This window comes from Microbacterium sp. NPDC058345 (genome assembly GCF_042723855.1).
GTDB lineage: Bacteria > Actinomycetota > Actinomycetes > Actinomycetales > Microbacteriaceae > Microbacterium.
Window position 1 is genome coordinate 409633 of record NZ_JBHXIG010000001.1, and the last position, 26796, is coordinate 436428.

25 protein-coding genes are annotated in these 26796 nt (G+C 66.3%); 12 read left to right on the top strand and 13 right to left on the bottom strand.

The genetic code is table 11. The features are described from left to right. The first annotated feature begins 24 nt into the window (after window positions 1–24). Window positions 25–540 (top strand): hypothetical protein, encoded by a 516-nt coding sequence (locus tag ACFWH5_RS02085; RefSeq protein ID WP_378831218.1) that lies wholly within the window; start codon window positions 25–27, stop codon window positions 538–540. A gap of 399 nt (window positions 541–939) precedes the next feature. Here the strand turns inward: ACFWH5_RS02085 and ACFWH5_RS02090 are convergent, their stop codons facing one another. The 9 genes from ACFWH5_RS02090 to ACFWH5_RS02130 all read right to left on the bottom strand — a co-directional run bounded on the left by ACFWH5_RS02090 (window position 940) and on the right by ACFWH5_RS02130 (window position 10222). After that, entirely contained in the window at window positions 940–2262 is a 1323-nt protein-coding gene (locus tag ACFWH5_RS02090) for an O-antigen ligase family protein (protein ID WP_378831219.1), read from the bottom strand. A gap of 203 nt (window positions 2263–2465) precedes the next feature. Next, window positions 2466–3653 (bottom strand): glycosyltransferase family 4 protein, encoded by a 1188-nt coding sequence (locus ACFWH5_RS02095; protein ID WP_378831222.1) that lies wholly within the window; start codon window positions 3651–3653, stop codon window positions 2466–2468. Further along, window positions 3643–4314, bottom strand: a complete 672-nt coding sequence (locus ACFWH5_RS02100) for an acetyltransferase (protein WP_378831224.1) — start codon at window positions 4312–4314, stop codon at window positions 3643–3645. Before ACFWH5_RS02100 ends, ACFWH5_RS02095 begins: the two co-directional genes overlap by 11 nt. Then, window positions 4307–4927, bottom strand: a complete 621-nt coding sequence (locus ACFWH5_RS02105; RefSeq protein WP_378831227.1) for a sugar transferase — start codon at window positions 4925–4927, stop codon at window positions 4307–4309. Before ACFWH5_RS02105 ends, ACFWH5_RS02100 begins: the two co-directional genes overlap by 8 nt. 1 nt (window position 4928) lies before the next feature. Then, the gene (locus tag ACFWH5_RS02110; RefSeq protein ID WP_378831229.1) at window positions 4929–6059 is read right to left on the bottom strand and encodes a DegT/DnrJ/EryC1/StrS family aminotransferase; all 1131 of its coding nucleotides are present in this window, start codon (window positions 6057–6059) and stop codon (window positions 4929–4931) included. Further along, the gene (locus ACFWH5_RS02115; RefSeq protein ID WP_378831231.1) at window positions 6056–7900 is read right to left on the bottom strand and encodes a polysaccharide biosynthesis protein; all 1845 of its coding nucleotides are present in this window, start codon (window positions 7898–7900) and stop codon (window positions 6056–6058) included. Before ACFWH5_RS02115 ends, ACFWH5_RS02110 begins: the two co-directional genes overlap by 4 nt. Before the next feature lie 148 nt (window positions 7901–8048). Beyond that, window positions 8049–8582, bottom strand: a complete 534-nt coding sequence (locus tag ACFWH5_RS02120) for a CPBP family intramembrane glutamic endopeptidase (protein WP_378831233.1) — start codon at window positions 8580–8582, stop codon at window positions 8049–8051. A gap of 205 nt (window positions 8583–8787) precedes the next feature. Continuing rightward, entirely contained in the window at window positions 8788–9348 is a 561-nt protein-coding gene (locus ACFWH5_RS02125; protein WP_378831235.1) for a hypothetical protein, read from the bottom strand. Window positions 9349–9478: 130 nt separating this feature from the next. Further along, window positions 9479–10222, bottom strand: coding sequence for a type II CAAX prenyl endopeptidase Rce1 family protein (locus ACFWH5_RS02130; protein ID WP_378831236.1), 744 nt, complete (start codon window positions 10220–10222; stop codon window positions 9479–9481). 69 nt (window positions 10223–10291) lie between these two features. Here ACFWH5_RS02130 and ACFWH5_RS02135 point away from each other — a divergent pair, with 69 nt between their 5' ends. Genes ACFWH5_RS02135 through ACFWH5_RS02155 form a run of 5 tightly spaced genes read left to right on the top strand, consistent with a single transcriptional unit; the run spans window position 10292 to window position 16264 of the window. Continuing rightward, the gene (locus ACFWH5_RS02135) at window positions 10292–11716 is read left to right on the top strand and encodes a polysaccharide biosynthesis tyrosine autokinase (RefSeq protein ID WP_378831238.1); all 1425 of its coding nucleotides are present in this window, start codon (window positions 10292–10294) and stop codon (window positions 11714–11716) included. Window positions 11717–11722: 6 nt separating this feature from the next. Further along, entirely contained in the window at window positions 11723–12622 is a 900-nt protein-coding gene (locus ACFWH5_RS02140; RefSeq protein ID WP_378831240.1) for a hypothetical protein, read from the top strand. Beyond that, window positions 12619–14394 carry a DUF4012 domain-containing protein gene (locus ACFWH5_RS02145; protein WP_378831242.1) on the top strand — a complete coding sequence of 592 codons (1776 nt, stop codon included), beginning with the start codon at window positions 12619–12621 and terminating at the stop codon, window positions 14392–14394. Before ACFWH5_RS02140 ends, ACFWH5_RS02145 begins: the two co-directional genes overlap by 4 nt. A gap of 47 nt (window positions 14395–14441) precedes the next feature. Next, complete coding sequence (galE, locus tag ACFWH5_RS02150) at window positions 14442–15464, top strand: UDP-glucose 4-epimerase GalE (protein ID WP_378831244.1); 1023 nt, start codon at window positions 14442–14444, stop codon at window positions 15462–15464. Between the two features lie 26 nt (window positions 15465–15490). After that, window positions 15491–16264: a low molecular weight phosphatase family protein gene (locus tag ACFWH5_RS02155; protein WP_378831247.1), complete on the top strand. Its 774-nt coding sequence runs from the start codon at window positions 15491–15493 to the stop codon at window positions 16262–16264. Window positions 16265–16282: 18 nt separating this feature from the next. On the opposite strand, the gene ACFWH5_RS02160 is transcribed toward ACFWH5_RS02155, so the two are convergent. Together ACFWH5_RS02160 and ACFWH5_RS02165 are read right to left on the bottom strand one after the other, a co-directional pair. Continuing rightward, a complete protein-coding gene (locus ACFWH5_RS02160; protein ID WP_378831249.1) occupies window positions 16283–17185 on the bottom strand; it encodes a hypothetical protein in 903 nt (300 codons plus the stop codon). 71 nt (window positions 17186–17256) lie between these two features. Further along, window positions 17257–17544 (bottom strand): PqqD family protein, encoded by a 288-nt coding sequence (locus tag ACFWH5_RS02165; RefSeq protein ID WP_378831251.1) that lies wholly within the window; start codon window positions 17542–17544, stop codon window positions 17257–17259. A gap of 75 nt (window positions 17545–17619) precedes the next feature. Here ACFWH5_RS02165 and ACFWH5_RS02170 point away from each other — a divergent pair, with 75 nt between their 5' ends. Beyond that, window positions 17620–18516 carry a helix-turn-helix domain-containing protein gene (locus ACFWH5_RS02170; RefSeq protein ID WP_378831254.1) on the top strand — a complete coding sequence of 299 codons (897 nt, stop codon included), beginning with the start codon at window positions 17620–17622 and terminating at the stop codon, window positions 18514–18516. An 11-nt stretch (window positions 18517–18527) separates the two neighbouring features. On the opposite strand, the gene ACFWH5_RS02175 is transcribed toward ACFWH5_RS02170, so the two are convergent. Together ACFWH5_RS02175 and ACFWH5_RS02180 are read right to left on the bottom strand one after the other, a co-directional pair. Then, window positions 18528–19571, bottom strand: coding sequence for a hypothetical protein (locus ACFWH5_RS02175; protein ID WP_378831256.1), 1044 nt, complete (start codon window positions 19569–19571; stop codon window positions 18528–18530). Further along, window positions 19568–21100, bottom strand: a complete 1533-nt coding sequence (locus ACFWH5_RS02180) for a polysaccharide biosynthesis tyrosine autokinase (protein WP_378831259.1) — start codon at window positions 21098–21100, stop codon at window positions 19568–19570. The genes ACFWH5_RS02175 and ACFWH5_RS02180 overlap by 4 nt, the downstream gene beginning before the upstream one ends. A gap of 97 nt (window positions 21101–21197) precedes the next feature. On the opposite strand from ACFWH5_RS02180, the gene lepB reads away from it, so the two are divergent. The 5 genes from lepB to ACFWH5_RS02205 all read left to right on the top strand — a co-directional run bounded on the left by lepB (window position 21198) and on the right by ACFWH5_RS02205 (window position 26426). Further along, window positions 21198–21911, top strand: coding sequence for a signal peptidase I (lepB, locus tag ACFWH5_RS02185; protein WP_378831261.1), 714 nt, complete (start codon window positions 21198–21200; stop codon window positions 21909–21911). 172 nt (window positions 21912–22083) lie between these two features. Continuing rightward, window positions 22084–22806: a hypothetical protein gene (locus ACFWH5_RS02190; protein ID WP_378831262.1), complete on the top strand. Its 723-nt coding sequence runs from the start codon at window positions 22084–22086 to the stop codon at window positions 22804–22806. A gap of 15 nt (window positions 22807–22821) precedes the next feature. Beyond that, complete coding sequence (locus ACFWH5_RS02195) at window positions 22822–23886, top strand: MauE/DoxX family redox-associated membrane protein (protein WP_378831263.1); 1065 nt, start codon at window positions 22822–22824, stop codon at window positions 23884–23886. Between the two features lie 102 nt (window positions 23887–23988). After that, on the top strand, window positions 23989–25299 hold the full coding sequence (locus ACFWH5_RS02200; protein WP_378831265.1) for a UDP-glucose dehydrogenase family protein: 1311 nt from the start codon (window positions 23989–23991) through the stop codon (window positions 25297–25299). Then, window positions 25299–26426 carry a glycosyltransferase gene (locus ACFWH5_RS02205; RefSeq protein WP_378831267.1) on the top strand — a complete coding sequence of 376 codons (1128 nt, stop codon included), beginning with the start codon at window positions 25299–25301 and terminating at the stop codon, window positions 26424–26426. The genes ACFWH5_RS02200 and ACFWH5_RS02205 overlap by 1 nt, the downstream gene beginning before the upstream one ends. The last annotated feature ends 370 nt before the right edge of the window (window positions 26427–26796 follow it).

The window sequence follows — 26796 nt, forward strand, 5'->3', positions numbered from 1 at the left end:
CTCGCTGCTGATCACCGTGGCTCAGTGCCTGAGTTGATCTTCATCGCGAGCTCCTTCGTCCCTTGGCACGGACTTGATCGCCTTCTGGACGACGCCCAGACCACCGACGCCGACTTCATCCTTCACCTGGTCGGGGACGTCGGCGAACCGGACCGCGAGCGGGCGAACAAGGATCCCCGAATCAGAATCCACGGACACTTAGACCAGAACGCCATCGCGGAACTCGTTGCCCGTTCCTGGGTTGGGTTAGCGTCGTTCGCCCTTGATCGGAAGGGCATGAAAGAAGCCTGCTCGCTGAAAGTTCGGGAATACCTGGCCTCCGGCCTGGCCACGTACTCCGGGCACGCCGACAGGTTCCCGGCTGATTCCGTCTATTACAAACAAGGACCAGCTCGGTTCGCCGACATCATCACCTACGCCTACGACATGCGCGAGACGTCGCGAGAAGAAGTACGCGACCTTAGCATGGCGCAAATCTCCAAGTCAGTGATCCTAGTTGACACACACGCGGCGCTGGTTTCCCTCCTACAGTCGCGGTAGCTAGGCGACTAGGAGCGGGGAGTCACCCTCGGTTCGGTAGACGGCCCCAGGTCAGTGACGGGCGCTGCGGTCGCGCAACGGCAGGCATAAAAGCGCGCGGGAACAGAGCACCTGACCAACTCCACGTTGGAGCCATCGGCGCCGTGGTAATCCTGAAAGCGTACTCGTCTACGGGGTCGTTGCAGGCCCTCGTCATTCCCACTCGCGGCGGACTGAACATCGATCTCCGGTCCCCGCTCAAGCCATGTGGCACAAGACCGCGAGCAAGAGTCTCGACGCTGTACCTGTGGTGAGCCAGTCAAAGCGCTCGGTATTCTGCCGGCGGTCGCGTCGCCACGTGGTGGGAGCAGTCCTCAGCTCGTGTCTCGCCTAACACGCAGCACCGCGTGTCGTGCCCAGCTATGTGGCGTGAAGACCTTTGCGCGTTCCACTCCGTCCCGCAGCGGGGGCGTTAGCGGACAGAACCCCGCCGTTCGAAGGCGCCGCTGTGTGGCGGTCGGTCTGGGCGTCGGGCGTTGTCGAGAACGCGGCCCCTGCGAGAAGCCAGAAGACAGCCGAAGCGGACGACTCGAATGGCAACATAGTGAAAGAAGTCAGAGCGAAGAGCGCGGCCGCGACTCCCAGCGCTCCGGCACGCGGGACACCCCGTCGAGCCAGCACGATAGGTGAGAACAACGCAAGTACGTAAGCACCCACTAATAGGACACCGCCCTGCAGAAAGAAGCTCACAAACTGGTTATCCAAGGAATACCCGAAAAGCGCTTGCGGAGGACCGAGCGTGCCCAGAGGGTACTGACCAGCAAATTCAACGGCTGCGCTCCATGAGTCCACCCTCGCCGCGAGATTCGTGTCGGCTTCGACACCGACGCTAAGCACGCCAACCCCACTGACCAACCGCTCGACGAGGCTGGTCTCGAAGAGATTTGCGAAACCGCCCGACATCCACGTCACTAAAGCGATCGGCGCACCCGAAACGACGGCAAAGAGCACCCGAAGACCGACTCGTGCGTGACGCAACATCACGAACCCGAGTATCACGAGCAGCATCGCGAGACATACCCATGCCGTGCGCGACTGGCTACCGAGGATCCCGACAATGCCGAGCGTCACCGACAAGCTTCGACGCCAGCCAACGAGCATAACGGCGCCAACCAGCACCGCTCCGCAGGACCAGAATCCAAAGGCGTTCGCGTTAAGGAACAGTCCTGTCGAGCGCCCCACGACCACATACGCCTCATTGATGGCAGCCTGCGCCGCGATATCCCATTGCTGGGCGGGCCACACACTCTCTGAGACAACGCCGAGTCGGACAAGGGTCTGACCCAATCCGTAGAGTCCGTGTGCAAGAATCAGCACGAAAGCTACGCGATCTAGGCGCAATCCGTGTAGACGCGCTGCGCGGCCGAGAGAGAGTATGGCAAGGGGCACTGCCACGACCATCCAGCCATACAGGATCGTGACGTTGTACCAGCCTGTCATTACACCGAAGAAGGGGAGCGCGATAAGTAGCGCGAGGAGTGGCCCTACTGTATTCAGTGCGACCGCCCGGTATTGCTTGGCCGGGTGCAGAACGAAGGAATCACGAGCCCACAGAATCGCAGCTACAGCTACGAAAGCGATCGCAAACACGTTGATAGGGTTGCCATCGACGAGCCAGTGGACGCGTTGCCCGATGGAGACGCTCAGCACAAGCAGCAGGGCGGCCAAACGGCTGAGGAGCATGTTCCAAGCTTACGGTCTTATCATCGGTCAGACCTCTGCCGGCTCTGGGCAACACATCATTCTGACGCGCGACCGCTAGGTTCCACGTCCGGCTCTCAAGCAACGCAGTGTTGCCCAGGACGTCTCGTAGCGTTACGCGCATGAACCGTCGTGGCCCTGCACCCCGCACGGTTCTGCTCAACGACGCTTACACCACCGCCAGGTCACTCGGAGTGCCAGAGTGCTTTCCGAGCAGCGTTCGGGGAGGACCTGCATATCTGGGCCAGGTAGTGCTGGACATGCAGCCGACAGATATGCGAGGCGGAGAACTCTTCGACGGCGCGCATCCGTGCTTGCTTTCCGAGCTGATCGAGTTCGGCTGAATCGTTCTCGAGGCGCATGATCCGATCCTCCAACTCCGCCTGGCCGGCGGCTGGCACGATATAGCCGGTGACCCCATCTACGACGGCATCCTTCGCGCCTGTGCTGTCCGCGACGATGGCGGGAATCCCCATGCCCGCCGCTTCTAAGACGACGTTTGGGAACCCTTCGCGCAAGCTCATCAAGACTAGGAGATCCATCTCCGCAACATAAGGGCGGACGTCCCTCACCTGCCCAACCAGATGGACATCGAGCCCAGATAAGTCCGGCAGTTGGGCGCCCTCATCGCCGCCAACGAGAAGTGCTCGTATCGCGACACCGCGTTCCTTCACAGTTCTTATCGCTTGGATGAGCAAGTCGACGCCCTTATCGGGATGCAGTCGGCCAACGTATCCAATCGTGAATCCGCGAGAAGACGAGAGGAACTTAGCCGTTTCCGAGTCCACCCCCGGCCTGGACGCCGACGAGGAGAAGAAGTCAGTATCGATGCCGTGCGAAGAGCCTGGGCCTAGAACTTCTCCGTCCTCAGCGGACATGAGGCGCAATCCACGGGCACGGTAGAGCAAGCTCTTGCTGTTTGCGACAACACTCGTTGAGAGGCGCATCGTTAATCGCTCAAGCAGAAAGAGAATCGGCCGCTGGACACCTTTGGCGGTCTCCAGGCGAAGACCCCAAAGTTCGTAGATTCGCACGCGAATGCCCGCGAGGAAACCAGCGCACGAAGCCAACAAACTTGCCTTAGGCGTTGCGTACACAATCGCATGCGGTCGGAGTCGAACGAACAGTACAACGAGCCCGAGAAAGGCCCGAAGATCAGAGATCGGCGAGGGCTCTCTGTTCATACTTCGCGGATGCAGCGTCACCCCCGAAACGTTTCGAAATTGATCCAGCCCGGGCCCGGGTGAGCACACGAGATCCACCGAGATGCCGGAGCGCACGAGCTCGGTCACGTAGCCGCGTAGGAACGCACCCGCCGTGACATCGCTCGTAACGACGAAGCACAGTCGGACCCGATGACCCCTACTGGACACTCGAGTCCTTCTCGTGCCGTCGGGCCGGTATCCCGACTACGGTCGAGCCGACTTCGACGACGTGCTTAGTTACGCAGGCGGAGGCACCGATTGTGGAGCGCGACGCGATCCGAAGCCCTTGGAGCACTACCGAGCCGGCCCCGACAAGTGCACCCTTCTCGATCGTCACATTGCCGGAGACGATCGCTCCAGGATTGACCGAGACAAAATCCTCAAGTGCGGCGTCGTGGCCGATGATGCAACCTGGATTCAGGTGGACATGGTCTCCGAGAGTAACGTTCGTTGAGATCACGGCCCCGGCGGCAACTACAAGACCTGCTCCGTGAGTCCCTTGCGATCCGACACTTGCGCGCGGATGCACCACCGAGATAGGTCGCAAGCCGGCGGTGATGAAGCGCCCCGCTACAGTCTCCCGCACGCAGGGGTCGCCGATTGCTACGATGAAGCGCTCGGTTCCTGTGGCCTGACGAATCCACTGCTCCTCGGAGCCCAAGTAAGTGATCCCACGTTGGGCGAGGAGCTGACGATCAACATCCCGGGGTCCGTTGTCGATCACGCCCAGTAACCGGTGCGTCGCCCCCGCCGAAATAACTGCCTGCAGGACATCGAGCGTCTCCCGCCCAAACCCACCAGCACCCACTACTACGATCTCGTCAGTCACGCTCTTCACCATATTTGTGCATAGTCGCGTGGCCGCCGTGAGAGATTCCCTCGCGCGTGAAAACCGCTTTCACAGTGGCCAGGAGGATGCGAGCATCAAGGAACAGGCTTCTTTGGTCGACATAGCGCACGTCCAGTTCGAACTTGTCGTCCCACCCGAGGGCGTTACGGCCGCTCGCCTGGGCAAGCCCGGTTATGCCTGGCCGCACCTCATGCCGGCGCGCCTGCTCCAAGCTGTAACGAGAGAGGTACTCAACGAGTAACGGACGCGGTCCAATCATGCTCATGTCGCCACGAAGCACATTCCACAGCGAAGGGAGCTCATCGAGACTGGTCGATCTCAGCGCACGTCCGAATGGCGACAGCCGCTGTTCATCACTCACCCGACCCCTCGCCTCATCGACGTCGCGCATCGTTCGAAACTTCCGCAGCGTGAATAGGCGGCCACCTTTACCAGGTCGCTGCTGCGAGAACACCACGGGACGACCAAGCCTTACGAGCACGAGTAGACCAACACCCACGATCACAGGCGAAAACACGATGAGCGCCACACTCGCGCTGACAATGTCCAGCACGCGCTTCACCGCATCGTAGGGTCGAAAATCGTGGGTCATGTTATCGACTCAAGAACTCGCGGATGGCCCGCGATACGCGCTCGCGCTGATGAACATTGAGCGCGGACCCGCTGGGAAGAGTAAGGCCCCAATTGAACAGACGCTCGGAAGCGCCGTTGACCATCCGTCGGTATCCAGCAAAGACCGGCTGTTTGTGCATCGGCTTCCACAATGGGCGGCTCTCGATATTCTGTGCTGCCAGCGCCGCCGCGAGTCCATGCGTCCGCCATCCCGCGATAGACGGATCCACCAGGATAGAGGTCAGCCAAACGTTGTCCTGTTCGTCGCCGTTGGCCCCAAAGAGCTGGACTCCGTCGACCTCCGCGAAGAGGTTCTTGTACAGCTCACGCATCTCCCGTCGCCGGGCGATCATCTCATCGAGCCGGGAGAGCTGCGCGCGGCCGAGCGCAGCTAGGAGGTTGCTCATGCGGTAGTTGTAGCCGATGTCTGTGTGCTCGTAGTGAACGACAGGTTGGCGGGCTTGTGTGGCCAGGTAGCGCACGTGGGCTGCGAAATCGGCGTCGTCGGTGAGCAGCATCCCGCCGCCCGACGTGGTCATGATCTTGTTGCCGTTGAACGACACGATCGACGCGCGACCGAAGCTGCCTGTGGCCTTGCCCTTATGGGTCGCCCCCAGCGACTCCGCAGCATCGGCGAGCACGGGCACACCGAACTCTTCGGCGATGGCCAGGATGCTCGTGTAGTCGACGGCCTTGCCGAGCAGATCCACGGGCACGATCGCCGCAACCTTCTCGCCCGCCTTGCGCAGGGTCACGAGGGCTTGACGCAGCAACGCCGGGTCCATGTTGCCGGTGGCGATGTCGGCATCGATGAAGTACGGCTCGGCACCGGTATAAGTGATCGCGTTCGCCGTGGCCGCAAACGTCATCGTCGAAGTGATCACCACGTCACCCGGGCCGACGCCCAACGTCAGCAATCCAAGGTGCAGAGCCGCCGTTCCGGAGCTCAGCGCCACACCGTGCGCTACTCCGACCCGCTGCGCGAGCTCACGTTCGAACGCGTCGACGTCTGGGCCCAGCGGGGCGATCCAGCCCGAACGCATGGCAGCGACGACCGCCTCCTCTTCCAGCTGCCCGACATCGGGCGATGACATGTAGATGCGTTCGCTCACCGCGGATTCTCCGCCTTCCCAAGGTCGAGCCGTTCGACGATCGCAGTGTCGTTGTTCCTGGGCTCGGCGAACATGCGTGCCTTCCACCCCGCCTTGTCGAGCCGTTCTGGCGGAATCGATTCAGCGCGGGTGTGCGACACCTTCGGATGAAACGGTCTCTCGAGGTGCTCTCGACTGCCCACGAGTTCTTCGTGCAGTTTCTCGCCTGGGCGCAGGCCGGTGAACACAACCTCGATCGCCTTGCCCGACATCGCAATCATCCGCTTGGCGACATCCAGAATCGACACGGGCTGCCCCATGTCGAGGATCAAGATCTCCCCCGGCCGCCCGATCCCGCCGGCCTGCACGACGAGTTGGCATGCCTCGGGAATGGTCATGAAGTATCGGGTCACCTCGGGGTGAGTGACTGTGACCGGGCCGCCCGCTTCGATCAGCGCCTTAAAGGTCGGCAGCATCGAGCCACGGCTGCCGATGACGTTCCCGAACCGCACCGACAGGTAGCGCTTTCCTGTCTCCTCCCCCGCCCATGCGGTGAGCTTTTCGGCAACGCGCTTGGAGTGACCCAGCACGCTCGTCGGATTCGCCGCCTTGTCGGTCGAGATGTTCACGAACGTCTCTACGCCCACGGAACGCGCTGCGTTGAGCACATTGAGCGTGCCGAGAACGTTCGTCTTCCACGCCTCATCCGGATACTGCTCGAGCATCGGCAAATGCTTGAGAGCTGCCGCGTGGAAGACGACCTCGGGGCGGCGGTCGGCGAAAATCGCGTTCAGGCTTTCAGGCTCTCGGATGTCAGCCAGCACGACGTCTCGAGAGTCCAGCAGGCCGTGACCGGCGGTACCCAGCTGCGCGGCCTGAAGGCCAGTCTCGTCGCGGTCGAGCATGATCAGCTCGCTCGGCCCGAACTTCGACAGCTGCCGGCAGAGCTCTGAACCGATCGAGCCGCCGGCACCGGTGACCAGCACTCGCTTGCCGGTGACGTAGCCCGCGATGAGCTCGACATTCGTGTCCACCGGCGTGCGTCCGATCAGATCTTCGATGCTGATGTCTCGCAGGTCGGCGGCCGACTGCTCGCCTGACATCAGGCTGCCGAGCGACGGCGTCACCGACACTCGAAGCCCCGCCTTCAGTGCCCGGTCGGTCAGGCTGCGCAGCAGGGCACCATCGGCACGCGCGATCGCAATCACCAGCACCTTCGCACCGGTGCGTGCAGCAACATCGGCGATGTGGCTGGTCTTGCCGAGCACCGGAACCCCTCGAAGACGCAGGTTCTTCTTCGCCGGGTCGTCGTCGAGGACGCCGACCGGTCGGATCGGCGAGGCGGAATCGATGGAGATGGCGCGCAACACCATGTCGCCGAGCGCACCAGCACCGACGATCAGAGCTGGCGCCGCGGTGTGATGGTGCTTGACCGATCGGTCGCGAAACAACCTCGAGGTGTACCTCACACCGAACATGACTAGAAGGGCGACGGGGAACGCCAGGAACATGGTCCCGCGCGGAACGCCGAACACCGGTCCGAAAATCACGACGAATGCCGAGAGGACAATGGTCTCGATCACCACCAGCAGCGTCAGATCGCGCACCTCGTCGAACGATCCGTAGCGCAGCCGCCCGCGCAGACGAACGAGGAGCGCGCCGAGCACGGTCTGCAGACCCGCCGCAATGAGAGCGAGAGCCAGAGTCGCACCCCATCCGAGCGGCGTCAACACGAACTCGAATCGAAGCAGCACCGCGGCAACCACCCCGACGATCCAAGCCGCACAGTCGGCAGCGATCGCTGCCACCCGCCCGCGCCACTGCGCGGGAGTCAGTCTCTCGCGCCTCAGCTCTGCTTCCATACCATCAACCGTCTCTGGTCACGCCGTGGCGTGCCCCCTCACGGGCACGCTTCGGGGCGCGCCCTGACGTGCGCTGACCCCTCGTCATGCACGCTGAAATACCAGGCAAATCATTCACCAGCATAGTGACTGTCAGCGACACGTACGGTCATCCGAGCATCAACGCTGCACCGATCGCGTTGTAGAACAGGTGCGCTGTGATCGCTGCGCCGAGCCGACCGGTCCATGCCGTCATGATGCCGCAGCCTGTGCCGACGGCGACTGTTGCGACGATCGTCACGTACTGAACGGTTCCCGTCATCGCGTGCGCAGCTGTAAAAGCCGCGGTCGTCGCGACGATCGATGCGACCGCCGCCACGAGCGGCCCTGATTTTCGCAGCCCGTCGGCGAGTGCGCGCTGCAGCACGCCGCGGAAGAGCAGCTCTTCCACGACGGGAGAGACGAGCACGGCAACGATGAGCGAGACGAGCATTTCATCAGCGAGCCACCCGGCTCCGGTCGCAACTGTCGGGGCGACGAGCTCCACAGCAGCTCGCATCACCAGAGCAAGGCAGGTGCCGATGAGCAGGTCGAGGACTCGCACGGGTGCCAGTCCGAGGGCGGCGAACAATCGCGCTGAGCCCGCGATGGCGGGGATGATCAACGCGGCGGCGAGCATCGGCGCGATGATTGCGACCGCCACGAGAAGGGCCCCGCCGATCCCGTCAACGGCTGCGCTGGAAGCAAGCCCTCCCAGTAGCACGCTCGCAACAGCGGCCGCCGCAGCTAGCAGCACGGCGGTCCATGGCCTGGAGTACACACCCGGCAGACGCAAAGAAGACGCCGCCCTTCCCGGGGGATGTTCCGGGAAAGGCGGCGTCTTCTGCGTCAGCGAGATCGCCCGGCGATCAGTTGTTGCTGCTGCTGTTGGAGCGACGGCGTACGGCGGCAGCCGCGACGGCGATGCCGCCGAGGCCGATCGCGCCGACGCCCGCCCAAATCACGCCGACGGGCACGTTGCCGCCGGTCACGGCGAGCCCGTCGTCATCGGTCTGGGTGCCGCCGCCGCTTGTCGCGCCGACGACCACGTCGATGTAAAGAGGATCCATACCCTCGCCGGTCACGACCACGCGGTACTCGCCGGCAGCCGCGGGGGTGAACACGGCCGAGGCGGTGTTGTCGGTGACAGCCTTGTCGACCGAGAGGTCAACGGTGCCAGCGGCGGCGAACACGGTCGATGCGAGCGTGGAGCCTGCCGGCGCACCGGTGATCGAGAACGTGACCTCTGTCACGCCATCGGGAACGGTGACGGTGAGCGTGACCGGCTGGCCGACAGCTGGAGTGGTGTCGCTGGCCACGATGTCGGGCTCGTCGACGGGGTAGTTGGGGTCAGCGATGGCTGCCGAAGCGCCGCCGAGCACAAGAATGCCGGCGAGCGCAAGACTCGTCATTGTCTTCTTCACGTTCATCCCTCACAGTCCGGGAGGCTCGAGCGCCCGGTGTCCGATCCCCAACGAGCGCGCGCGCACCCCCATGTCTGGCTCAAAGTCTTGCACAGATGACGCATGAAGGCGACTCACGAGCAACATTCACGTACTGTCAACCCCACTGAGCTCCCGCGAACGCGAGTACCGCGTGGGTCGCGCTGAACACAAGATGCACGAAGACTGCCCCCCAGATTCGCCCCGTCATCATCACCAGCGCACCGCACGACAGCGCGACGATCAACGGCGTCAGCCAGGCTTCCCATGCCGTACCACCGGTCCAGGCGTGCACGACGGCTGACGCCGTGGCGCTGAGCAACAGAGCGGTGATCATGGCGGGTGCCGCGCTCGTCATGCGCCGCACCACCGAGTAGGCGGTCACCAGCAGCACGCCGCGAAGGAAGACCTCTTCGATGAGCGGCCCTGCGAGGGAAAGTGCTCCCAAGCCGGCGAACGCCCACGCGCCTTCATACGGCGCAGCGGGAAGGGCTCCGGAGGCACCGGCAGCGACCTCCAGCCAGCCCTGCACCATTCTCAGGATCAGCCCGAATCCGAGACCGTAGACGACGTCGACTCCGCGGATGCGCAGCAGCGGCTTCGGCCGTGCACGCAGGAAGGCGATGACGACGGCGGTCAGCATTCCGATGAGCACGACTCCATCCGCCACAAGCGCCGAGATCAATGCGGAGTCGGAGGCGCGGATCGCCGCGGCGACCAGAAGAGAGATGCCCAGCGAGACGAGTGCGATGGCGAGCACCGATTCGTCCCATGCTTTGACGGTGCGCCCACCGTCGCGCCAGTCGTGGCGCTGGCGAGCGCGACGGGGCGGCTGATCGGTGGGAACGGTGCCGGCTGTCACGCCTTCACGCTACCGCGAAGGGCGAACCGGCCCGTGTGGCAGGATTGAGAGAACCTCGACAGGGAGCTCATGGAACTTCGCGATTACCTTCACGTTCTGCGCAAATATGCCGTGCTCATCGTGATCACCACTCTCGTCGGCGTCGGGGCTGCCGCCGTCTGGTCGCTCACCCGCACACCGCTGTACAACGCCTCGAGCACCGTGTACGTGTCGACCCAGTCCAGCGACTCGGTCGCCGAACTGCAGCAGGGCCAGACGTTCACCCAGTCGCGCGTCGCGACCTACGCCGCGCTCGCGACCACGCCGGTGGTCATCGATCCGATCATCACCGAACTCGGTCTCGACACGACCGCGGATTCGCAAGCGGCAAGGGTCAAAGCCACCGTCGAGACCGGCACGAACCTCATCACGATCACCGTGACCGACCCCGACCCCGCGCAGGCGGCCGAGATCTCGAACGCCATCGCGGGCAGCCTCACCGAGACCGTCGAAAGCCTCGACACGCTTGAGGGGCAGGAAACCAGCCCGGTGCGCCTGACCCGGGTCGAGAACGCGCTGCCGCCGTCGCAAGCCGCCAGCCCCAACGTGCCGATCAATCTCGTGCTCGGATTGCTGCTCGGCCTCGCGGCCGGCATCGGCATCGCGATGCTGCTCACGGTGCTCGACACCAAGGTGCGCACCAAGCGCGACGTCGAGCACATCACCGAGACCGCGGTGCTCGGTGCGATCCCCTTCGATGCCAAGTGGAAGCAGCGGCCGCTGATCATCAACGTCGACCCGCTCAGCCCGCGCGCCGAAGCCTTCCGCTCGCTGCGCACGAACCTGCAGTTCGTCGACTTCGACGGCAAGCACAGCTTCACCGTCACCTCATCCATGCCGTCTGAGGGCAAGAGCAGCACCGCCATCAACCTCGCCATCGCGCTCGCCGATGCCGGCAAGAAGGTCGCCCTGCTCGACGCCGATCTGCGCAAACCGAAGGTGGCCGACTACTGCGGCATCGACGGCGCCGTCGGCCTGTCGGACGTGCTGATCGGCAACGTGCGGCTCGGCGATGTGATGCTGCCCTGGGGTCAGCGCAGCCTGTACGTGCTTGCCGCCGGCCGCATCCCGCCGAATCCGAGCGAGCTGCTGGGTTCGCCGCAGATGAGTCAGCTGCTCGCGGCGCTGGAGCGTGATTTCGATGTCGTCATCTGCGACTCGCCCCCGCTGCTGCCCGTCACCGACGCCGCAGTACTGTCGCGCGCGACCAGCCGCGTCATCACCGTCGTCGCCGCAGGCGAGACGACGAAGCAGCAGCTGGCGGCCGCCATGTCGGCCCTCGAGAACGTCGACGCCAAGCAGGCCGGCATTGTCATCACCAAGGTTCCCACCCGCGGCGCCGACGCGGCCACCTACGGCTACGGATACGGCTACGGCGAGCAGCGATACGGCGACGAGCCCGACGAAGAGCCGCGTCGCCGCAGGCGCAGCGCGAACGTCGAGGGCAGGGCGTGACCCTGCATGCCGCCCACCAGCACCGGCCGTAGGGTCGCCCTCACCGTCGTCATCGTCGTGCTCGCGGTCGTCGTCGCGACGCTGAGCGTGATGGCGCTGACGAGCTCACGGGCCCCGCAGTCAGCCTCGACCCCGCAGCCGATCGTCAGCCTCACGCCGCAGACGACGGTGACCCCGACCGTCACGCCGAAGCCGACGCCGACCGCGACCGCGACCCCGGCAGTGCAGGATCGGGCGGCCGAGCGGTTCCTGTCATTCGCGGGCTCGAGCGGCTGGCGTGCGACCGCCGGATCATGCGGCGGCGACGCTCCGCTGCTTCAGCGCCTCGACGCTCAGGGCGCTTGGGTCGACGTCGTGCCGAGCGATGTCGAGATGCGGCAGATCGCATCCGTCGATGCGTATCCCGACGGTGCCGAGCTGGTCGCCAGCGTGGACGACGAGTGCACCGCCGCGTCGCTGCGCACCTTCAGCGCGGGAGCGGAATGGACCTCGTACGACGGCAGCCTCGAGCGCTCACGCTACATCACCCTCGACGATCCGGCCCTCGTGCACACCCGCGCCGGCGATCTCGCTGCGCCCTGCGCGACCCCCCGCGGCCTGCGCGCGTCAGGTGATGTCGTCGCGCTCATCTGCGACGACCAGGCGTGGCTGCTGACCGAGAGTACGTGGGCCGTGCAGCCGACCCCTGCGGTCAGAGCGCTCACGATCGATTCCGGTGATCTGGTCGTCGGCCACGTCACCGCCGAGTGCGCGGGCCTCGCGGTCACCCGGTTCTCGTCGGGTGAGAGCAGCGACCTCGGATGCGCCGAGAACGTCGATGCCACGCAGCCGATCGCGATGGCGCCGACGGCGGGCGCCATCGTCGTGTGGGCGGGCGACAGCATCGTCGAGGTGAGCGCTCCGTGATCTCGCCGACTGCGATCTCACCTCAGCGCGCCCGGACGATCGGAACCATCGTCGGATGGACGCTGGCCGTGATCCTCATCGCCGCGCTCGCAGGCGCCATGTGGATCGTCTTCCGCGCCACATACGTCGCCGGCTATCTGCAGTCGGCCCGGGCACAGATCGACCTGTTGGCGTCGGCCATCGACGACCCCGATGCCGCAGCGGTCGCGATCCGCGAGATTCGCGCGGACGCACAGGCGGCACGCGAGATCACCAGTGATCCGATCTGGTCGGCAGGAGCGCGACTTCCCTGGATCGGACCGCAGCTCGACGCTGTGTCGACGCTCACCGAGACGCTCGACGAGATCAGCACCACGACCCTGACTCCCCTGTCGGATGTGCTCGCGACCGTGGATCTCAACGCGTTCCGGATCGCCGACGGCGGCATCGATCTGTCGGCGTTCACGTCGATACAGCCCGCTGCCGATCAAGCGGCCGCGGGCATGGCATCGGCATCCGCCGCTATGAACGCCATCGACACGACCGTGCTGCTGCGGCCGCTGCGGGCGATCATCGAGCCCGCCACCGAGCAGGTCGAAGAGGCGGCGAGCGCCATCGACACCCTGCAGCGCACTGCCCGGCTGCTGCCGACCATGCTCGGCAGCGAAGAGAAGCGCACCTGGCTGCTGCTGTTCCAGAACCCGGCAGAGCTGCGCTCCCTCGGCGGAATGCCGGGGGCCACTGCCGTGCTCACCGCCGAGAACGGCAAAGTGAGCCTCGCCGAGCAGGGCACAGCCGGGATCAGCCGGTTCACCACTCCGGTGCGGGAACTCGAGCCCGACAAGCAGGCTCTCTACGGCGACCGCCCGGCGGTGTGGTTCTCAGGCACTACGGTGCTGCCCGACTTCACCCAGGCTGCGCCGATGGCGCGCGACATGTGGGAGCTGGCGCACGGCACCGATGCCGACGCCGTGATCTCGCTCGATCCGGTGGCGCTGTCGTACCTGCTCGACGCGACCGGACCGATCCGGCTGCCGACCGGCGAGACCTTGACCTCAGACAATGCCGTGCAGGTGCTGCTGAACGATGTCTATCTGAACTACGACGACCCCGAAGCGCAGAACGCCGTGTTCGCTCTCGCCGCGGCCACCGTCTTCGACACGCTGATGAGCGGCCAAGCGTCGCCCGCGAGCGTGCTCGCCGCACTCGGCCATGCCGCCGACGAGCGCCGCCTGCTCATGTGGAGCTCGCACGAAGACGAGCAGCGCGTGCTCGCCGAGACCACCCTCGCGGGCCAGTTGCCCGTCACAGACGATGAGGCCGCCCGATTCGGCGTCTACCTCAACGACGGCACGGGTTCGAAGCTGGGCTACTACCTCGATGTCGACCCGCAGCTCACCTGGAACCGCTGCGGGCGCGATCAGGTGACATCGCAGGCCACTCTCACCCTGACCCTGAAGAACAACGCCCCGGCAGACGCCGCCACGAGCCTGCCCGGCGCGATCGTCGGCGGCAACTACGGCGTGCCCGCCGCCACCCTGCGCGTCGTGACCTTCATCTACCTGCCCGTCGGCGCCAACCTGCTGGAATCGGAGCTGTCGAACGACCTCGGGTTCGGCAGCGGGCGTGACGGTGATTACCGGGTGCTCAGCTTCTCAACCGATCTCGCGCCAGGCGACGCGACGACCGCGTCGCTCACCGTGTCGCTGCCCAACGCCACCCCCGAAGAGGTCATCGCTCAGCTGACGCCGGCATTCGGCGAGACCTCAGTCGTCGCGACCTGCGAGCAGTGACGGCCCGCCTCGCCGCGTTCCCAGACTCGTCCCGATAATCTCGTACCGTGCGCGTACTTCTCACCGGCGGTGCCGGGTACATCGGGTCCCATGTCGCTCTCGTGCTGCTGGAGCGCGGTGACGACGTCATCGTGCTCGACGACTTCTCGAACAGCAGTCCTGAGGCGCTGCGGCGGGTCGAGAAGCTCACCGGCAAGACCGTGCAGGTCGTCGAAGCCGACCTCGCCGATCGTGCGGCGGCGGATGCTGCGCTCGCCGATCTCGAGTTCGACGCGGTCGTGCACTTCGCCGGGCTCAAGGCCGTCGGCGAGTCGGTGGCGCAGCCGTCGCGGTACTACCGCACCAATCTCAACTCGACGCTGAACCTGCTCGACATCATGCGCGACAAGGACGTGCGCAAGCTGGTCTTCAGCTCGTCGGCCACCGTGTACGGCACGCCGGCGGCCGGCGTCGAGCGTCTGGACGAGACGCAGCCCGTCGGATGCGGCGTCACCAACCCCTACGGCTGGACGAAGGCGATGATCGAGCAGATCATCACCGACGTGCAGCGCTCGTGGCCCGAGCTGGAGGCCGTGCTGCTGCGTTACTTCAACCCGGTGGGCGCGCATCCGTCCGGTGAGATCGGCGAGGACCCCTCCGGCATCCCGAACAACCTCATGCCCTTCGTCGCCCAGGTGGCCGTGGGCCGTCGCGAGAAGCTCGCCGTGTTCGGCGACCAGTACCCGACCGCTGACGGTACGGGCGTGCGGGACTACATCCACGTGATGGATCTCGCCGAAGGACATGTCGCCGCCCTGCACCACCTGCAGCCCGGCGTCGAGGCGTACAACCTGGGATCGGGCGAGGGATACAGCGTGCTCGAGGTGGTCAAGGCGTACACCGACGCCAGCGGCAAGCAGATCCCGTACGAGATCGTGGCCCCGCGCGCCGGCGACCTCGCGACCCTCGTCGCCGACCCCGCGAAGGCGAATGAGCGGCTGGACTGGCGCACCACGCGCTCGCTGGACGACGCCTGCCGCGACTCATGGACCTGGCAGTCGCAGAACCCGAACGGGTTCGCCGGGGCCTGAGGTCGGCGTTGCTGGGGAGGATCGAGATGGACGCTGCGCTCGCGCGGACACGCCGCGAGCGCCGGCAGCGGCACACCGACGTCGCATCCCCGCAACCGGGGCACGACCTCGGCGACCGGACGCCGGCGGAACCCGAGAAGACGTCGACCTCCGCCTCACCGTTCTCGGTCCGCTCACTGTTCGCCGAGAGCACGGAAGAGCTGCCCGACGTGCAACCGAACATTCTCACTGTGTGCACCGGGAACATCTGCCGTTCACCGCTCGCCGAGACCGTGCTCGCCACGCGGCTCGCCGACCTGGATCTGCGGGTGCACAGCGCCGGCACGCAGGCGCTGGTGGGGCACGGCATGCCGACCCTGGCGCGCGAGCTGGCCGAGCGCAACGGCGTTCCCCCGGTACGCGCGGGCGGCCACAAGGCGCGCCTGCTCACCGAGTCGCTGCTGCAGGACGCCGACCTCGTGCTGACCATGAGCGCGCAGCACAGCACCACGGCCGTGCAGCTCGTCCCCCGCCGCCTGCACCGCACCTTCACCCTGCGCGAGTTCGCTCGCCTCGCCGCCACACTCGATGACGGCGCACTGCACGAGGCGGCGAAGGACGCCGGCAATCCGCGCTCGCGGTTCAGCGCGCTGGTGCGTCTCGTCTCCGACCAGCGTGGTGTGGCTCCACGAGCGGTCGACGACGAGGACGTCATCGATCCTTATCGTCGGTCGGCCGAGGTCTACGCGCAGTCGGAAGCGCAGCTGATCCCCGCGCTCGCGCAGGTCGAGCGTGTGGTGCGAATCGCGCTGCAGGGCTGACACCCCGAGCGCGCGCGGTCAGCGCCTCCGAAGGGCGTACTGCATCAGCGAGACGGTGCCGCGCCGCCAGCGCAGCATCCGATGCGCCCACGCCTCACCGACCGTCGGCATCCGCTCGGCGTCGTTGCGGGGAATCTCCGCGCGCGAGATCCACACGGCGCGCACGAGCACGGCGGGCTTGCGGTGCCACGGGGCGGCGGCGAGCGAGTTCAGCCAGGAGACGGCCGCGCCGTCTTCGACGGTGGCGCGATTGGTGCTCCACAGCCGCTGACGGCGCGCGTCGACGTCGACCTCGAACGGGTGGCCGATCCGCTCGAACAGTTCGCGCAGCACCCATTGTGCGCGGCCCACCCGGGCGACGTCCACGAACTCGTCGCGGTCCTCGGCGGAGAAGTCATGCTCGAGCAGGTGCGCGACCTGTTCGAACTCGCCCGCGTGTCGCAGCGATCGCGAATAGCGCACGGCGTGCAGCGCGGCGATCACGGCGCTCGCACCACGCGAAGGCACGTTCACCTCCACGTGCGCAACCTCCATCTCGCCGCGTGTGCGCCAGAGCCGGTCGAACACCGCCTGATCATCGGCGAAGAACCCGGGGAAGCGCACATGCGCGTCGATGTCATTCGGCCAGTCGTCTCTGATGAACGTCACCGAGTGCGGCCCGAGAAGAGACGGCACCTCGCGCTCGACGCGCAGGTGCCAGCCCCGCTCGTTCAGCAGGGCGCAGAACTCATCGAAGCGGGCCGGGTCGACCATGACGTCGGCGTCCGCGGCGACGCGCGGCCGGCGCAGCCGGTACCGGTCGGCGACCAGTCCCTTGATGGAAAGGGTGCGGATGCCGGTGTCCCGGCCGATCTGCGCGAGCAGGGCGTGCGCGAGCTCGTTCGCCTCGCTGAGCGAGAACTTCGCCGATCGACTCTCCACCGCATCCCCTCCTTGCGCGAATACTCGTGCCGACGCCATCGACGGCGCGCCGCCGTCCACAGGCGCGGTCCTCATGCGGCCAGCAGCCCGCGGGTGACCAGATCCGAGAGCAGCGCCTCGACATCAGCACGAATCTCATCCTCATCGATCTCGAACGCCGCCGACAGCCTGTCCAGCAGCTCACGCGTGCGGATCGGTCCGTCTGCGGCGATCTCCTCCCAGATGACCGCGGCGCTGGTCTCGAGCACGAAGGGCGCCGCGCCCGGTGTCGCCAGATCCATCGCGACCACACGGGAGCCACCCGAGGTCCAGGCGACATCGTCGGCGATGCGCACAGCCGTGTTCCCCCACCCACTCACGATTGGTAGCCTAGCGAGTATTCGCCGCCCGCCTGCGACGGATGCCGCGGTTCCACCGCCCGCACACCTTCATCTATGTCACGTTCGAGCGTCACCGCCCTGCTCTCTGCACACCTGGGCATCCCCACCCACGTTGCAGGGCTCGTCGCCACGCGCTCCTTCCGCTCGATCACCGTGACGTACCACCGTGTTCGCGACACCTCGTGGCGCTGGGCGCCGAAGGCTTCGACCACTCGTCCGTCGCCGACATCGCACAGCGCCGTCGTCGTCTTCCCCGCCGAAGGGCGTGTGGTGCCGACCGCCGAGACCGCCGTCGCGGGCCAGGCTGCACCGATGGGTCTCTTCCTTCCCCCGCACGCCGATCGCACTCTCGAGTGGGAAGCAGGTGCGGAAGCACTGGCCGTGTGGGTGCCCGAACTGCTGCTGCAGGAGTTCACCGAAGGCGGCACGCCGGATGCCACGGTGCTGTACGCCTCGCCGCTGACCGTCGGCTTCCGCACGTTCGCGCAGGCGGTGGTGCGGCACGGCGATGAGGGCTCGTCCATGTCGCGGTACGCCGTCGAGCGGCTGCTGGCGGAGATGACCTTCGGCTCGCTCGTGGAGCAGCACTCCGTCGAGACCGCTCAGCGACCGAGCGCACTGATCGAACGCGCCCGCTCGGTGATGCTGATGCGCCGAGAGGATCCAGGGTTCTCGACCACGCAGCTCGCGGCGGAGCTGCACATCTCGCCACGCCAGCTGCAGCGCGCCTTCGCCCGCGCCGGAGTCACCCCCGCAGACATGCTTCGCCGCATGCGCGTCGAGCTAGCCGAATCGATGCTGCGCAATCCCCTCTACGCCGGTCTCACGGTCGACGAGGTGGCGCGCTACGCCGGGTTCACGTCCGCCCTGCAGCTGCGACGAGCGCTGCAGGCGGAGGGGTCGCCGTCACCGAGGGAACTGCGCAAGCTGCCCGCCGGCGCACCCGAGTGACGCCTGAGCACTCAACGCCGTCGAAGCACCCCGGCTGCGATCAGCTCGTCGATCGCCTGGACGACGAGTGCGCGCGCGTTCCCCTGCGGCGGCTCGCCGTACTCGTCGATGACCGCGTCGACGATGCCGTCGAGGTCGCGGCCCTGCCCCGCTGCCAGCCAGACGGTCGGTGCGATGCCGTCGAGAACATGCAGAGTGGCCTGCGCCATCGCGATCACGAATCGGTCGCTGACGATCGCGTCGTCAACGCACGAGACGTCGTACGGCCCGGTCGTCGTCGCCTCGGGTGCCGGCTCCCATTCGCTGACGGAAGGGCGCGGCGTGGACAGCTGTGGCAGAAGGGCGGCAACCGTCGACGCGTCGGCGTAGCGCAGCCTGCGCACCCCGCCCACGGCGTCGCAGAGCGCGGCGAGCGTCTGCAAAGGCAGATCCTGGTCGCGCAGGTAGCTCATCTGCGCGACGAGCTCGGGAAGGGCCTCTGCGAGCGGCACGTCCACGACCTCCGGCGCAGGCAGCGCCGCATCACGGTCCATCAGCATGAGAGCCGTGAGCGACAGCTCCGCATCCGGAAGGTCGCGCAGGCCCGCCGCCATCGGCGACACCTGCTCCTTCGGCCGTGCCTCGCGCACGACCGACAGCGGCTTTCGGTAGGGCTGCACGCGCAGCTCGTCATCGACGGCGATCGTCTCGTCGGAGACGTAGGCGCCATGCCGTCCGAGCTCGCGGCTGAGAGTCGTCTTCCCCCGCCCCGACGGCCCGACGAAGGCGGCCACGTGTCCAGCCGGGTCGGCGACGCCGGCGGCGTGGAACATGAGCGCACGGCCCCGCAGCCGTTCCAGCGCGGACAGCGTGACATCCACCGTCAGTCGTTCCATGGCGCGGTCGAAGTCGGCACCCGCCGTCAGCGGGTGGGTCAGGTCGGGAATGCCGTGGTCGAGGCGCCGTGCCCCAGACCAGGCGTCGTGCGCTCGACGGCGCTGCGTCGCATCGAGGTCTTCGCCGAACTCGATTCGCGTGCGCAGGCCGAGCACGTCGACGTCGAGGAAGTCCGTCACGACGATCGGTGGGTGGTGCGGCGTCGCGGAAGGTTCTCGTCGGTCTCAGACGCCTCGTGCTTCGCCAGACGTCCCATGAAGTCAGCGATCCCGGCGGACGCCGCCTGCTCCTCCTCCGGCTCCTCAGCGCGGTAGTAGTCGCCGTGGTACTGGTAGCCGTAGTACGCGGCACCGCTGCCGCGGCGCGGTACGCGGTTGAGAACGATGCCCAGCGCCCTGGCACCTGCCCGATCGAGGTTTCCGAGCGCCTTGCCGAGCACCTCATAGGTGGTCTTGCCGACCGTCGCGACGACGATCGCGCCATCGGTGCTGTGTGCGAGCACGGCGGCGTCGGTCACCGGGATCAGCGGCGGAGCGTCGATGATGACGATGGCTTCGCGGGAGATCGCCTCGAGCAGCTCCTTCATGCGCGTGGAGCCGAGCACCTCGCTGGGATTCGGCGGGATCTTGCCCGCGCCGATCACGAGCAGCCGGCCGTTGGCTCCTACCCGGTGCGCGACATCGGCAAGCTCTGCCCGACCGGCCAGCACGTCCGACAGGCCGGCACCCTTGGGCAGGCCGAAGACGGTGTCGACCATGGGCCGACGCAGGTCGCCGTCGATGAGCGCCACCTTCTGGCCGCTCGAGGCCAGCGTGATGGCCAGGTTCGACGCGGTGGTCGACTTGCCGTCACCGGGAAGGGGGCTGGTGACCACCAGCACCCGCGGCGGGTTGTCGACGTCCATGAACTGGATGTTCGTGCGCAGCTCGCGCATCGCCTCGGCGATCGGGAAGAGATGAGCATTGACGCTGTTCGCCGAATTGCCGCCGTCGAACGGGATGAGCCTGTTGTCGGCGGTGAAGGTCTTCTCTTCGGGAACGGTGCCGACGACGGCGACGCCGGTCTCTCGCTCGACGGAGTCGACGGAGCGGATGCGGCGGTCGAGCGTGTAGCGCAGCAGGCCGTATCCGATGGCGAGCGCGAAGCCGACGAGGCCGCCGATCGCGAGCGCGAGCCGGGTGTTCGGCGAGGACGGGCTGCCGGGCAGTCGGGCGGAGTCGACGGGGCGCAGGAACACCGCCCCGGGCGTCGCGGCGTCGTCGGTCTCGATGAGATTCACCTCTGCCGAGATGGCGCGCACCCAGGCCTCGGCGATGTCGCGTGCCTGCTCGGGAGAGGCGGCATCGGCCGTGACCTGGAGCGACGTCGTGTCGAGCGGGTTCGTGACGGACACCTGTCCGACCAGCGCCTCAGGCGACTGCTTCAGACCGAGCTCCGTGATCACCCGATTCGCGACCGCCCGCGATTCACCGAGTTCTACATAGGTCTTCACCCGCTGATTGGCGATGTTGTTGCCGAGAGACACCATGCCGAGATCCTCGGTACCCGCAGCCCGCACGATCGCCGTCGCATCGGCGGTGTACACCTTGGGCTGCACGAGGGTCCATCCGAAGGCGACGAGGATGGCACCCGCGACGATGAGCGCCATGCCCAGCCAGTGCGCACGGAAGATGCGCAGATAGTCCCTCAGCTCCATGTGCGTGTGCACCCCTCAGTCTCGCCACCGCAGCAATCCCCCGAATCTATCAGCCGGATGATCGCAGACCGCGCCGTAGCGGGGAGGAGCCGTGAGGCAGGATGGAACGGTGACCTCCGCAGATGCCGTTGCCGCTCCGCGTCCACTCTGGCGGCGCATCACCGGGAGCGCGTGGTTCCACGTCGTGTTGGCGTTCGTCGTGGTGGGGCTGCTGCTCTCGTTCGTCGCGAAGCCTTACCACGTGCCCTCGGGATCGATGGAGCAGACACTGCAGCCGGGTGACCGCGTGCTGGTCAATCGTCTCGCATACGTGGGCTCGCAGCCGGCGACGGGCGACATCGTGGTGTTCGACGCCGACGAGACGTGGGGACCGAACGGATCGAAGGACGACGGACCGCTGAAGAGCGCCGCCCGCTGGCTGGGCGAGGTGACCGGGTTCGGGCCCTCCGGCCAGCACACGCTCATCAAGAGAGTGATCGCCGGGCCCGGCCAGACTGTCTCATGCTGTTCCAGCGACGGCCGACTGCTCGTCGACGGGCAGCCGCTCGACGAGCCCTACGTCTTCGAGGATCTGCCGTTCACCGAAGGAATACTCGACTGCACGACCACTCAGGCCTCTTCGCGTTGCCTGCCCGAGGTCACGGTTCCCGAGGGGTCGTATCTGGTGCTGGGCGATCACCGCTCTGCATCGGCCGACGGCGCCGTAGCGTGCCGCTCGGAGGGAGCGGATACGAGCGGATGCTGGCGCTGGGTGAAGCGCGACCAGATCGTGGGCAAGGCCGCGGCGATCCTCTGGCCGCTCGGGCGCTGGACGGGGCTCTGAGACCGAGTCGCCGCGCCATCGATCATTTCGCGTCGCGCTTCGATCACCTGACGACGCGGATCGGTGCGACGCGCGGCCGGTCGGCCAATCTCAGAGATGTCATCCGACACGCTGCCCCCAGGCAGCGCCCCTCTTCTTCGCCGGCGCAAGCCACGAACTCCCCAGGAGAACCATGACCATCGAAAAGAACGAACTTTCGCGCCGCACGCTCGTCAAGGGCGCCGCCTGGTCGCTGCCCGTCATCGCCGTCGCCGCGGCGACCCCGATGGCTGCTGCGTCGACCGCGACCCAGTTCGACGTCGGCGTTGCTCCGAGCTGCGTGGGTAACTACGACCTGGACGGCCTGCTGGGCCTGATTGCCGGCGTTCCCGGCGTTGGCGGCGCCGTGGCCAACACCGTTCAGACCCTGCTTGCCGGAATCGGACTCACGCCGTTCGAGAGCCGCGGCTTCACGATCACTGCCGTTGAGGGCACGGTTCCGCAGGGCACGCAGTTCACCCTGTCGACGGCACCGGGGCTCATCGACCTCGCGCTCCTCGACGACGTCATCGACGCTGATGTCCTCGGCCTCGTTTCTGTGAACGGCAACTCGTCCGCCATCGTCGAACTGGTGCAGCCGCTCACCGTCGGCCAGTCCACGACGATTCAGCTTTCGCAGGACGCCGTCGACCTCGGCGTGACGGGTGCCGCTTCCCTCGCGCTGAACGGGTCGGACAACCCGAGCACGGGTGCAGGCGCTCCGAACTCGGCTGACCTCAACCTGATTTCCGTCGACACGAACCTCGGCTCGCTCGTCGACCTCGGTGACCTCGGCATCATTCTCGCGCCGCTGGTTAGCGCGCTCGAGATCACCGTGCAGCTCTGCCCGGGTCAGACCCTGCCTGCCCAGCCGTAAGCTGGTTCGCTTTCAATGACTACGAGCCCCGTCGAGTACGCCCTCGCGTTCTCGACGGGGCTCGTGGCGTTCGCACTCATGCTGTCCGGGGTCAGCAAGTTCCGTCACTCGTCGAACACGCTGGCGGCGATGGCCGCTCTGCGCGTGCCCGCACCGTTCCTGCGCCTCGGGATCGCTCGGATCGTACCGTGTGCAGAGGTGGCGCTTTCACTCGGTCTAATTGTGTTGCCCGGTGTCGCCCGTCAAGTAGCCGGTTTGCTGACGGTGATCATGCTCGGCACCTTCACCGTGCTGCTGATCGGCGCCCTATTGCGCGGCGACGATGTCGACTGCGGTTGCTTCGGGGTCTTGTCCGCTGAGACCCGGGTCACGCACTGGTCTGTGCTCCGGAACATCATCCTGCTCGCTGCATCCGTCTCGATCGTACTGCTTGCAAGCGGCTCTGCACCTTTCATCGTCCACCTGGTCCAGCTCGATGGCGTGATCCTCTTGGCGCTCTCGCTCGCCTGGTCTCTCACCGCGATCGCCGTGCTCGTGCGGGCATTGATTCTCGCCCGCCGTACCCACGCGATGCCCCGGCCAGCGCGGCCCACCCCGCTCTCGCGCCCCGCACCGCTCTCACCGATGTCGATCGCTCTGGGCATCGACCCGGCCCGGCCCGGAGAGGTGTCGCTGGGAGACCCGATTCCGCAGGCGGAGCTGGTCACCGATCTGGGTCAGCCTCGCGTGCTCTCGGATCTCGGTAACGGGCGCCCGACCCTGCTCGTCTTTCTCAGCGTGGACTGCGGGAACTGTCGAGCCGTGGCCGAAGCCGTGCCGTCATGGCAGCGAGCCATCCCGGGCATCGAGATACGAATCGCAACCTCGTCCGACCCGGACCCTCTCGCTGCGGCCTACCCACACCTCGCGCCGCTTGCACGCTTCGGCTCCCGAGCCGCACTCTCGGCGCTCGGCGTACAGCGCAGTCCCGCCGCGGTGCTTCTCGGTGGTCACCAGCAGCCGATAGTCGCCTCACCGATCGCGTATGGCGTCGAGGAGATAGCCGGACTGGTGCAGAGTATCGTCGTCGCCCACCGCTGAAGGCGGCACTTCACCAACATCGAACGCGTACACCCGCCTCGTCGAAACGGGTCACGCCGATAGGCCATGATTGAGTCAGCATGTTCATGGGGAGGGAAAGGTATGCGTCTGTCGGTCGTCGGCTGCGGCTATCTAGGGGCTGTGCACGCCGCGGCGATGGCCTCGATCGGTCATGAGGTCGTCGGCATCGACGTCGACCCGCGCAAGATCGCATCGCTCACCCGGGGTGAGGCGCCCTTCTTCGAACCCGGCCTGCAGGACTTGCTCTCCGAGGGCCTTGCGTCGGGCCGACTCACCTTCACAACAAGTATTGCGGCCGCGGCCGGCGCGGCCGTGCACTTCATCGGCGTCGGCACCCCGCAGCAAGCGGGTGGCTACGCTGCCGATCTCACCTACGTCAACACGGCGGTCGACTCTCTCCTCCCGTATCTCGCACCCGGCGATGTCGTCGCTGGCAAGTCGACCGTTCCCGTCGGCACTACCGCAGAGCTCGCGCCGCGCGTGTCCGCGACCGGCGCGACTCTCGTGTGGAACCCAGAGTTCCTCCGCGAAGGCTGGGCGGTGCAGGACACCATCGATCCCGACCGCCTGGTCGCCGGTGTTCCCGCCGGGCTCGAGGGCGAACGCGCTGCTGACATACTGCGAGAGGTGTACCGCCCCGCGGTCGACAAGAGAACACCGTTCATCGTCACCGATTACGCAACGGCCGAACTGGTGAAGGTGGCGGCGAACGCCTTCCTCGCCACGAAGATCTCCTTCATCAATGCGATGGCCGAGATCGCTGAAGTCACCGGCGCCGACGTCACGCAGCTCGCCGACGCGATCGGCCACGACGCGCGCATCGGCCGCAAGTTCCTCGGCGCGGGGATCGGGTTCGGTGGCGGCTGCTTACCCAAAGACATCCGCGCGTTCGCAGCCCGCGCCGAAGAACTCGGCCGCCGCGAATCGGTGAACTTCCTGCGCGAAGTCGACGCGATCAATCTCCGTCGACGAGATCGCGCGGTGCAGCTCGTCGTCGACGGACTCGGCGGCAGCGTGTTCGGCAAGAAGGTCGCGATGCTCGGCGCCGCATTCAAACCGCACAGCGATGACGTGCGTGACTCCCCAGCGCTCGATGTCGCCGTGCAGCTGAACGGTCTGGGTGCCGACGTGGTTGTGACCGACCCGCAGGCAATCGAGAACGCGCGGCGCATCCACCCCCAATTGACCTATGAGGCGGATCGAGACGTGACCATCCGCAACGCGGATGCGATCGTCATGGTGACAGAGTGGGACGAGTATCGGCGCCACCTCTCACCCGAGCACGCATCGTCTCTCACGCGTGGTCGCGTCATCGTCGACGGTCGGAACGGGCTCGACGCCGACGCCTGGCGCGCCGCCGGGTGGAAGTACGTCGGGATGGGGCGCCCCTGATGGCCGGTCTGCTCGTCCACGAGTGGATCGCGCCGACGGGTGGGTCTGAGAACGTTCTCGAAGCCATGGCGCGAACATTCCCGGACGCCGACATCCAGTGTCTCTGGAATGACGCGCCGCACCGCTTTCCCGGGCGGCCGGTTCGGGAGACCTGGATCGCTCGCACGCCACTTCGTCGTCACAAGGCGCTCGCGCTCCCCTTCATGGTGAGTGCATGGCGACGGCTGCAAGCGTCCCAGCAGTACGACTGGATGCTGATCAGTTCTCACCTTTTCGCACATCATGCGACGCTGATCACGCGCGAAGTCCCGAAGTTCGTCTACGCGCACACTCCCGCACGCTACATCTGGAACCCGGAACTCGACGAGCGTGGCGCTAGCGCTGCTGTCCGCGCAATCTCACCCGCGTTTCGGCGTATAGACCGTCAGCGAGCGCGGGAGGCGACGGCCATCGCTGTCAACAGCGAATTCGTGCGCGATCGGGTGGAGCGCGCCTGGGAACGCGAAGCCACCGTCATCCATCCTCCCGTCGCCGTGGATCGCATCCTCTCGCAGAGCGATTGGCGCACGCTGGTCACCCGGGATGACGAACGTCGCATTCTCGACGGCCTGCCGAAACTCTTCGTACTGGGGGCCTCGCGGTTCATCCCCTATAAGCGTCTCGAACTGGTCGTAGCGGCAGGGGAGGCGGCGGGACTTCCCGTGGTTCTCGCAGGTCGCGGACCGGAAGAGGAGCGACTGCGCGCCATCGCGCAGACAGCGAGTGTACCGGTCCATATCGTCGTCTCACCGTCCGATGAGATGCTCTATTCCTTGATGCAGCAGGCGAGGGTTTTCGTGTTTCCCGCCGTCGAGGACTTCGGCATCGTCCCCGTGGAGGCGCAGGCGGTGGGCACTCCTGTCGTCAGCGGTCCGATCGGTGGCCAGATCGAAACCTTCGAAGATGGCGTGAGCGGAATCGCGGCAGATTCAACCGCCGTGTCGGATCTCGCCGGCGCGATCGAGCGTGCGGCCGCTCTCCCCGCCTTCGATCGACTGCGAACGTCGCGCTTCAGCGAAAGACACTTCGCGGAGCGCATCAGCGACTTTCTGGGATCGTCGCTTCGTACGGAGGTGCTCCGTGGTTGAGCCGCAGACCGACGCCGCGCTGTTGTTGTTCGACCCGAAGAGGGAGCGTGGAGGCGGACAGGTGGTACTCGAAGACCTGCTGCGCCGGGTCCAGTCCAACGAGAACATTCACCTTGTCATGCCCCCCGAGGGACAGCGGAAGGTCGAGATCCCGGGCGGTGTCGTCCGTCATCCGGACCTTGACCACTTCGTCCGCTCGATTCCTTCGCGATCGGCCGTTGTCATGGTGTCGAACGCGAACTCGGGCATGCCCGCTACGCTTCGGACGAGCCGTATGCTTCGCGATCGCGGACATCGCGTCCGCACCGTGGCGATCGTGCACAACTACCCGTCCGACCCGGTGCGCGCCTTGGCCACGAAGCAGCTCTTG

Bases quoted from the DNA above. Each gene is read 5' to 3' on its own strand.
- ACFWH5_RS02195 (WP_378831263.1), top strand. From the start codon at position 22,822: ATGACTACGAGCCCCGTCGAGTACGCCCTCGCGTTCTCGACGGGGCTC.
- ACFWH5_RS02090 (WP_378831219.1), bottom strand. From the start codon at position 2,262: ATGCTCCTCAGCCGTTTGGCCGCCCTGCTGCTTGTGCTGAGCGTCTCC.
- ACFWH5_RS02200 (WP_378831265.1), top strand. From the start codon at position 23,989: ATGCGTCTGTCGGTCGTCGGCTGCGGCTATCTAGGGGCTGTGCACGCC.
- ACFWH5_RS02105 (WP_378831227.1), bottom strand. From the start codon at position 4,927: ATGACCCACGATTTTCGACCCTACGATGCGGTGAAGCGCGTGCTGGAC.
- ACFWH5_RS02170 (WP_378831254.1), top strand. From the start codon at position 17,620: ATGTCACGTTCGAGCGTCACCGCCCTGCTCTCTGCACACCTGGGCATC.
- ACFWH5_RS02115 (WP_378831231.1), bottom strand. From the start codon at position 7,900: ATGGAAGCAGAGCTGAGGCGCGAGAGACTGACTCCCGCGCAGTGGCGC.
- ACFWH5_RS02205 (WP_378831267.1), top strand. From the start codon at position 25,299: ATGGCCGGTCTGCTCGTCCACGAGTGGATCGCGCCGACGGGTGGGTCT.
- ACFWH5_RS02125 (WP_378831235.1), bottom strand. From the start codon at position 9,348: ATGAACGTGAAGAAGACAATGACGAGTCTTGCGCTCGCCGGCATTCTT.
- ACFWH5_RS02190 (WP_378831262.1), top strand. From the start codon at position 22,084: ATGACCATCGAAAAGAACGAACTTTCGCGCCGCACGCTCGTCAAGGGC.
- ACFWH5_RS02135 (WP_378831238.1), top strand. From the start codon at position 10,292: ATGGAACTTCGCGATTACCTTCACGTTCTGCGCAAATATGCCGTGCTC.
- ACFWH5_RS02140 (WP_378831240.1), top strand. From the start codon at position 11,723: ATGCCGCCCACCAGCACCGGCCGTAGGGTCGCCCTCACCGTCGTCATC.
- ACFWH5_RS02155 (WP_378831247.1), top strand. From the start codon at position 15,491: ATGGACGCTGCGCTCGCGCGGACACGCCGCGAGCGCCGGCAGCGGCAC.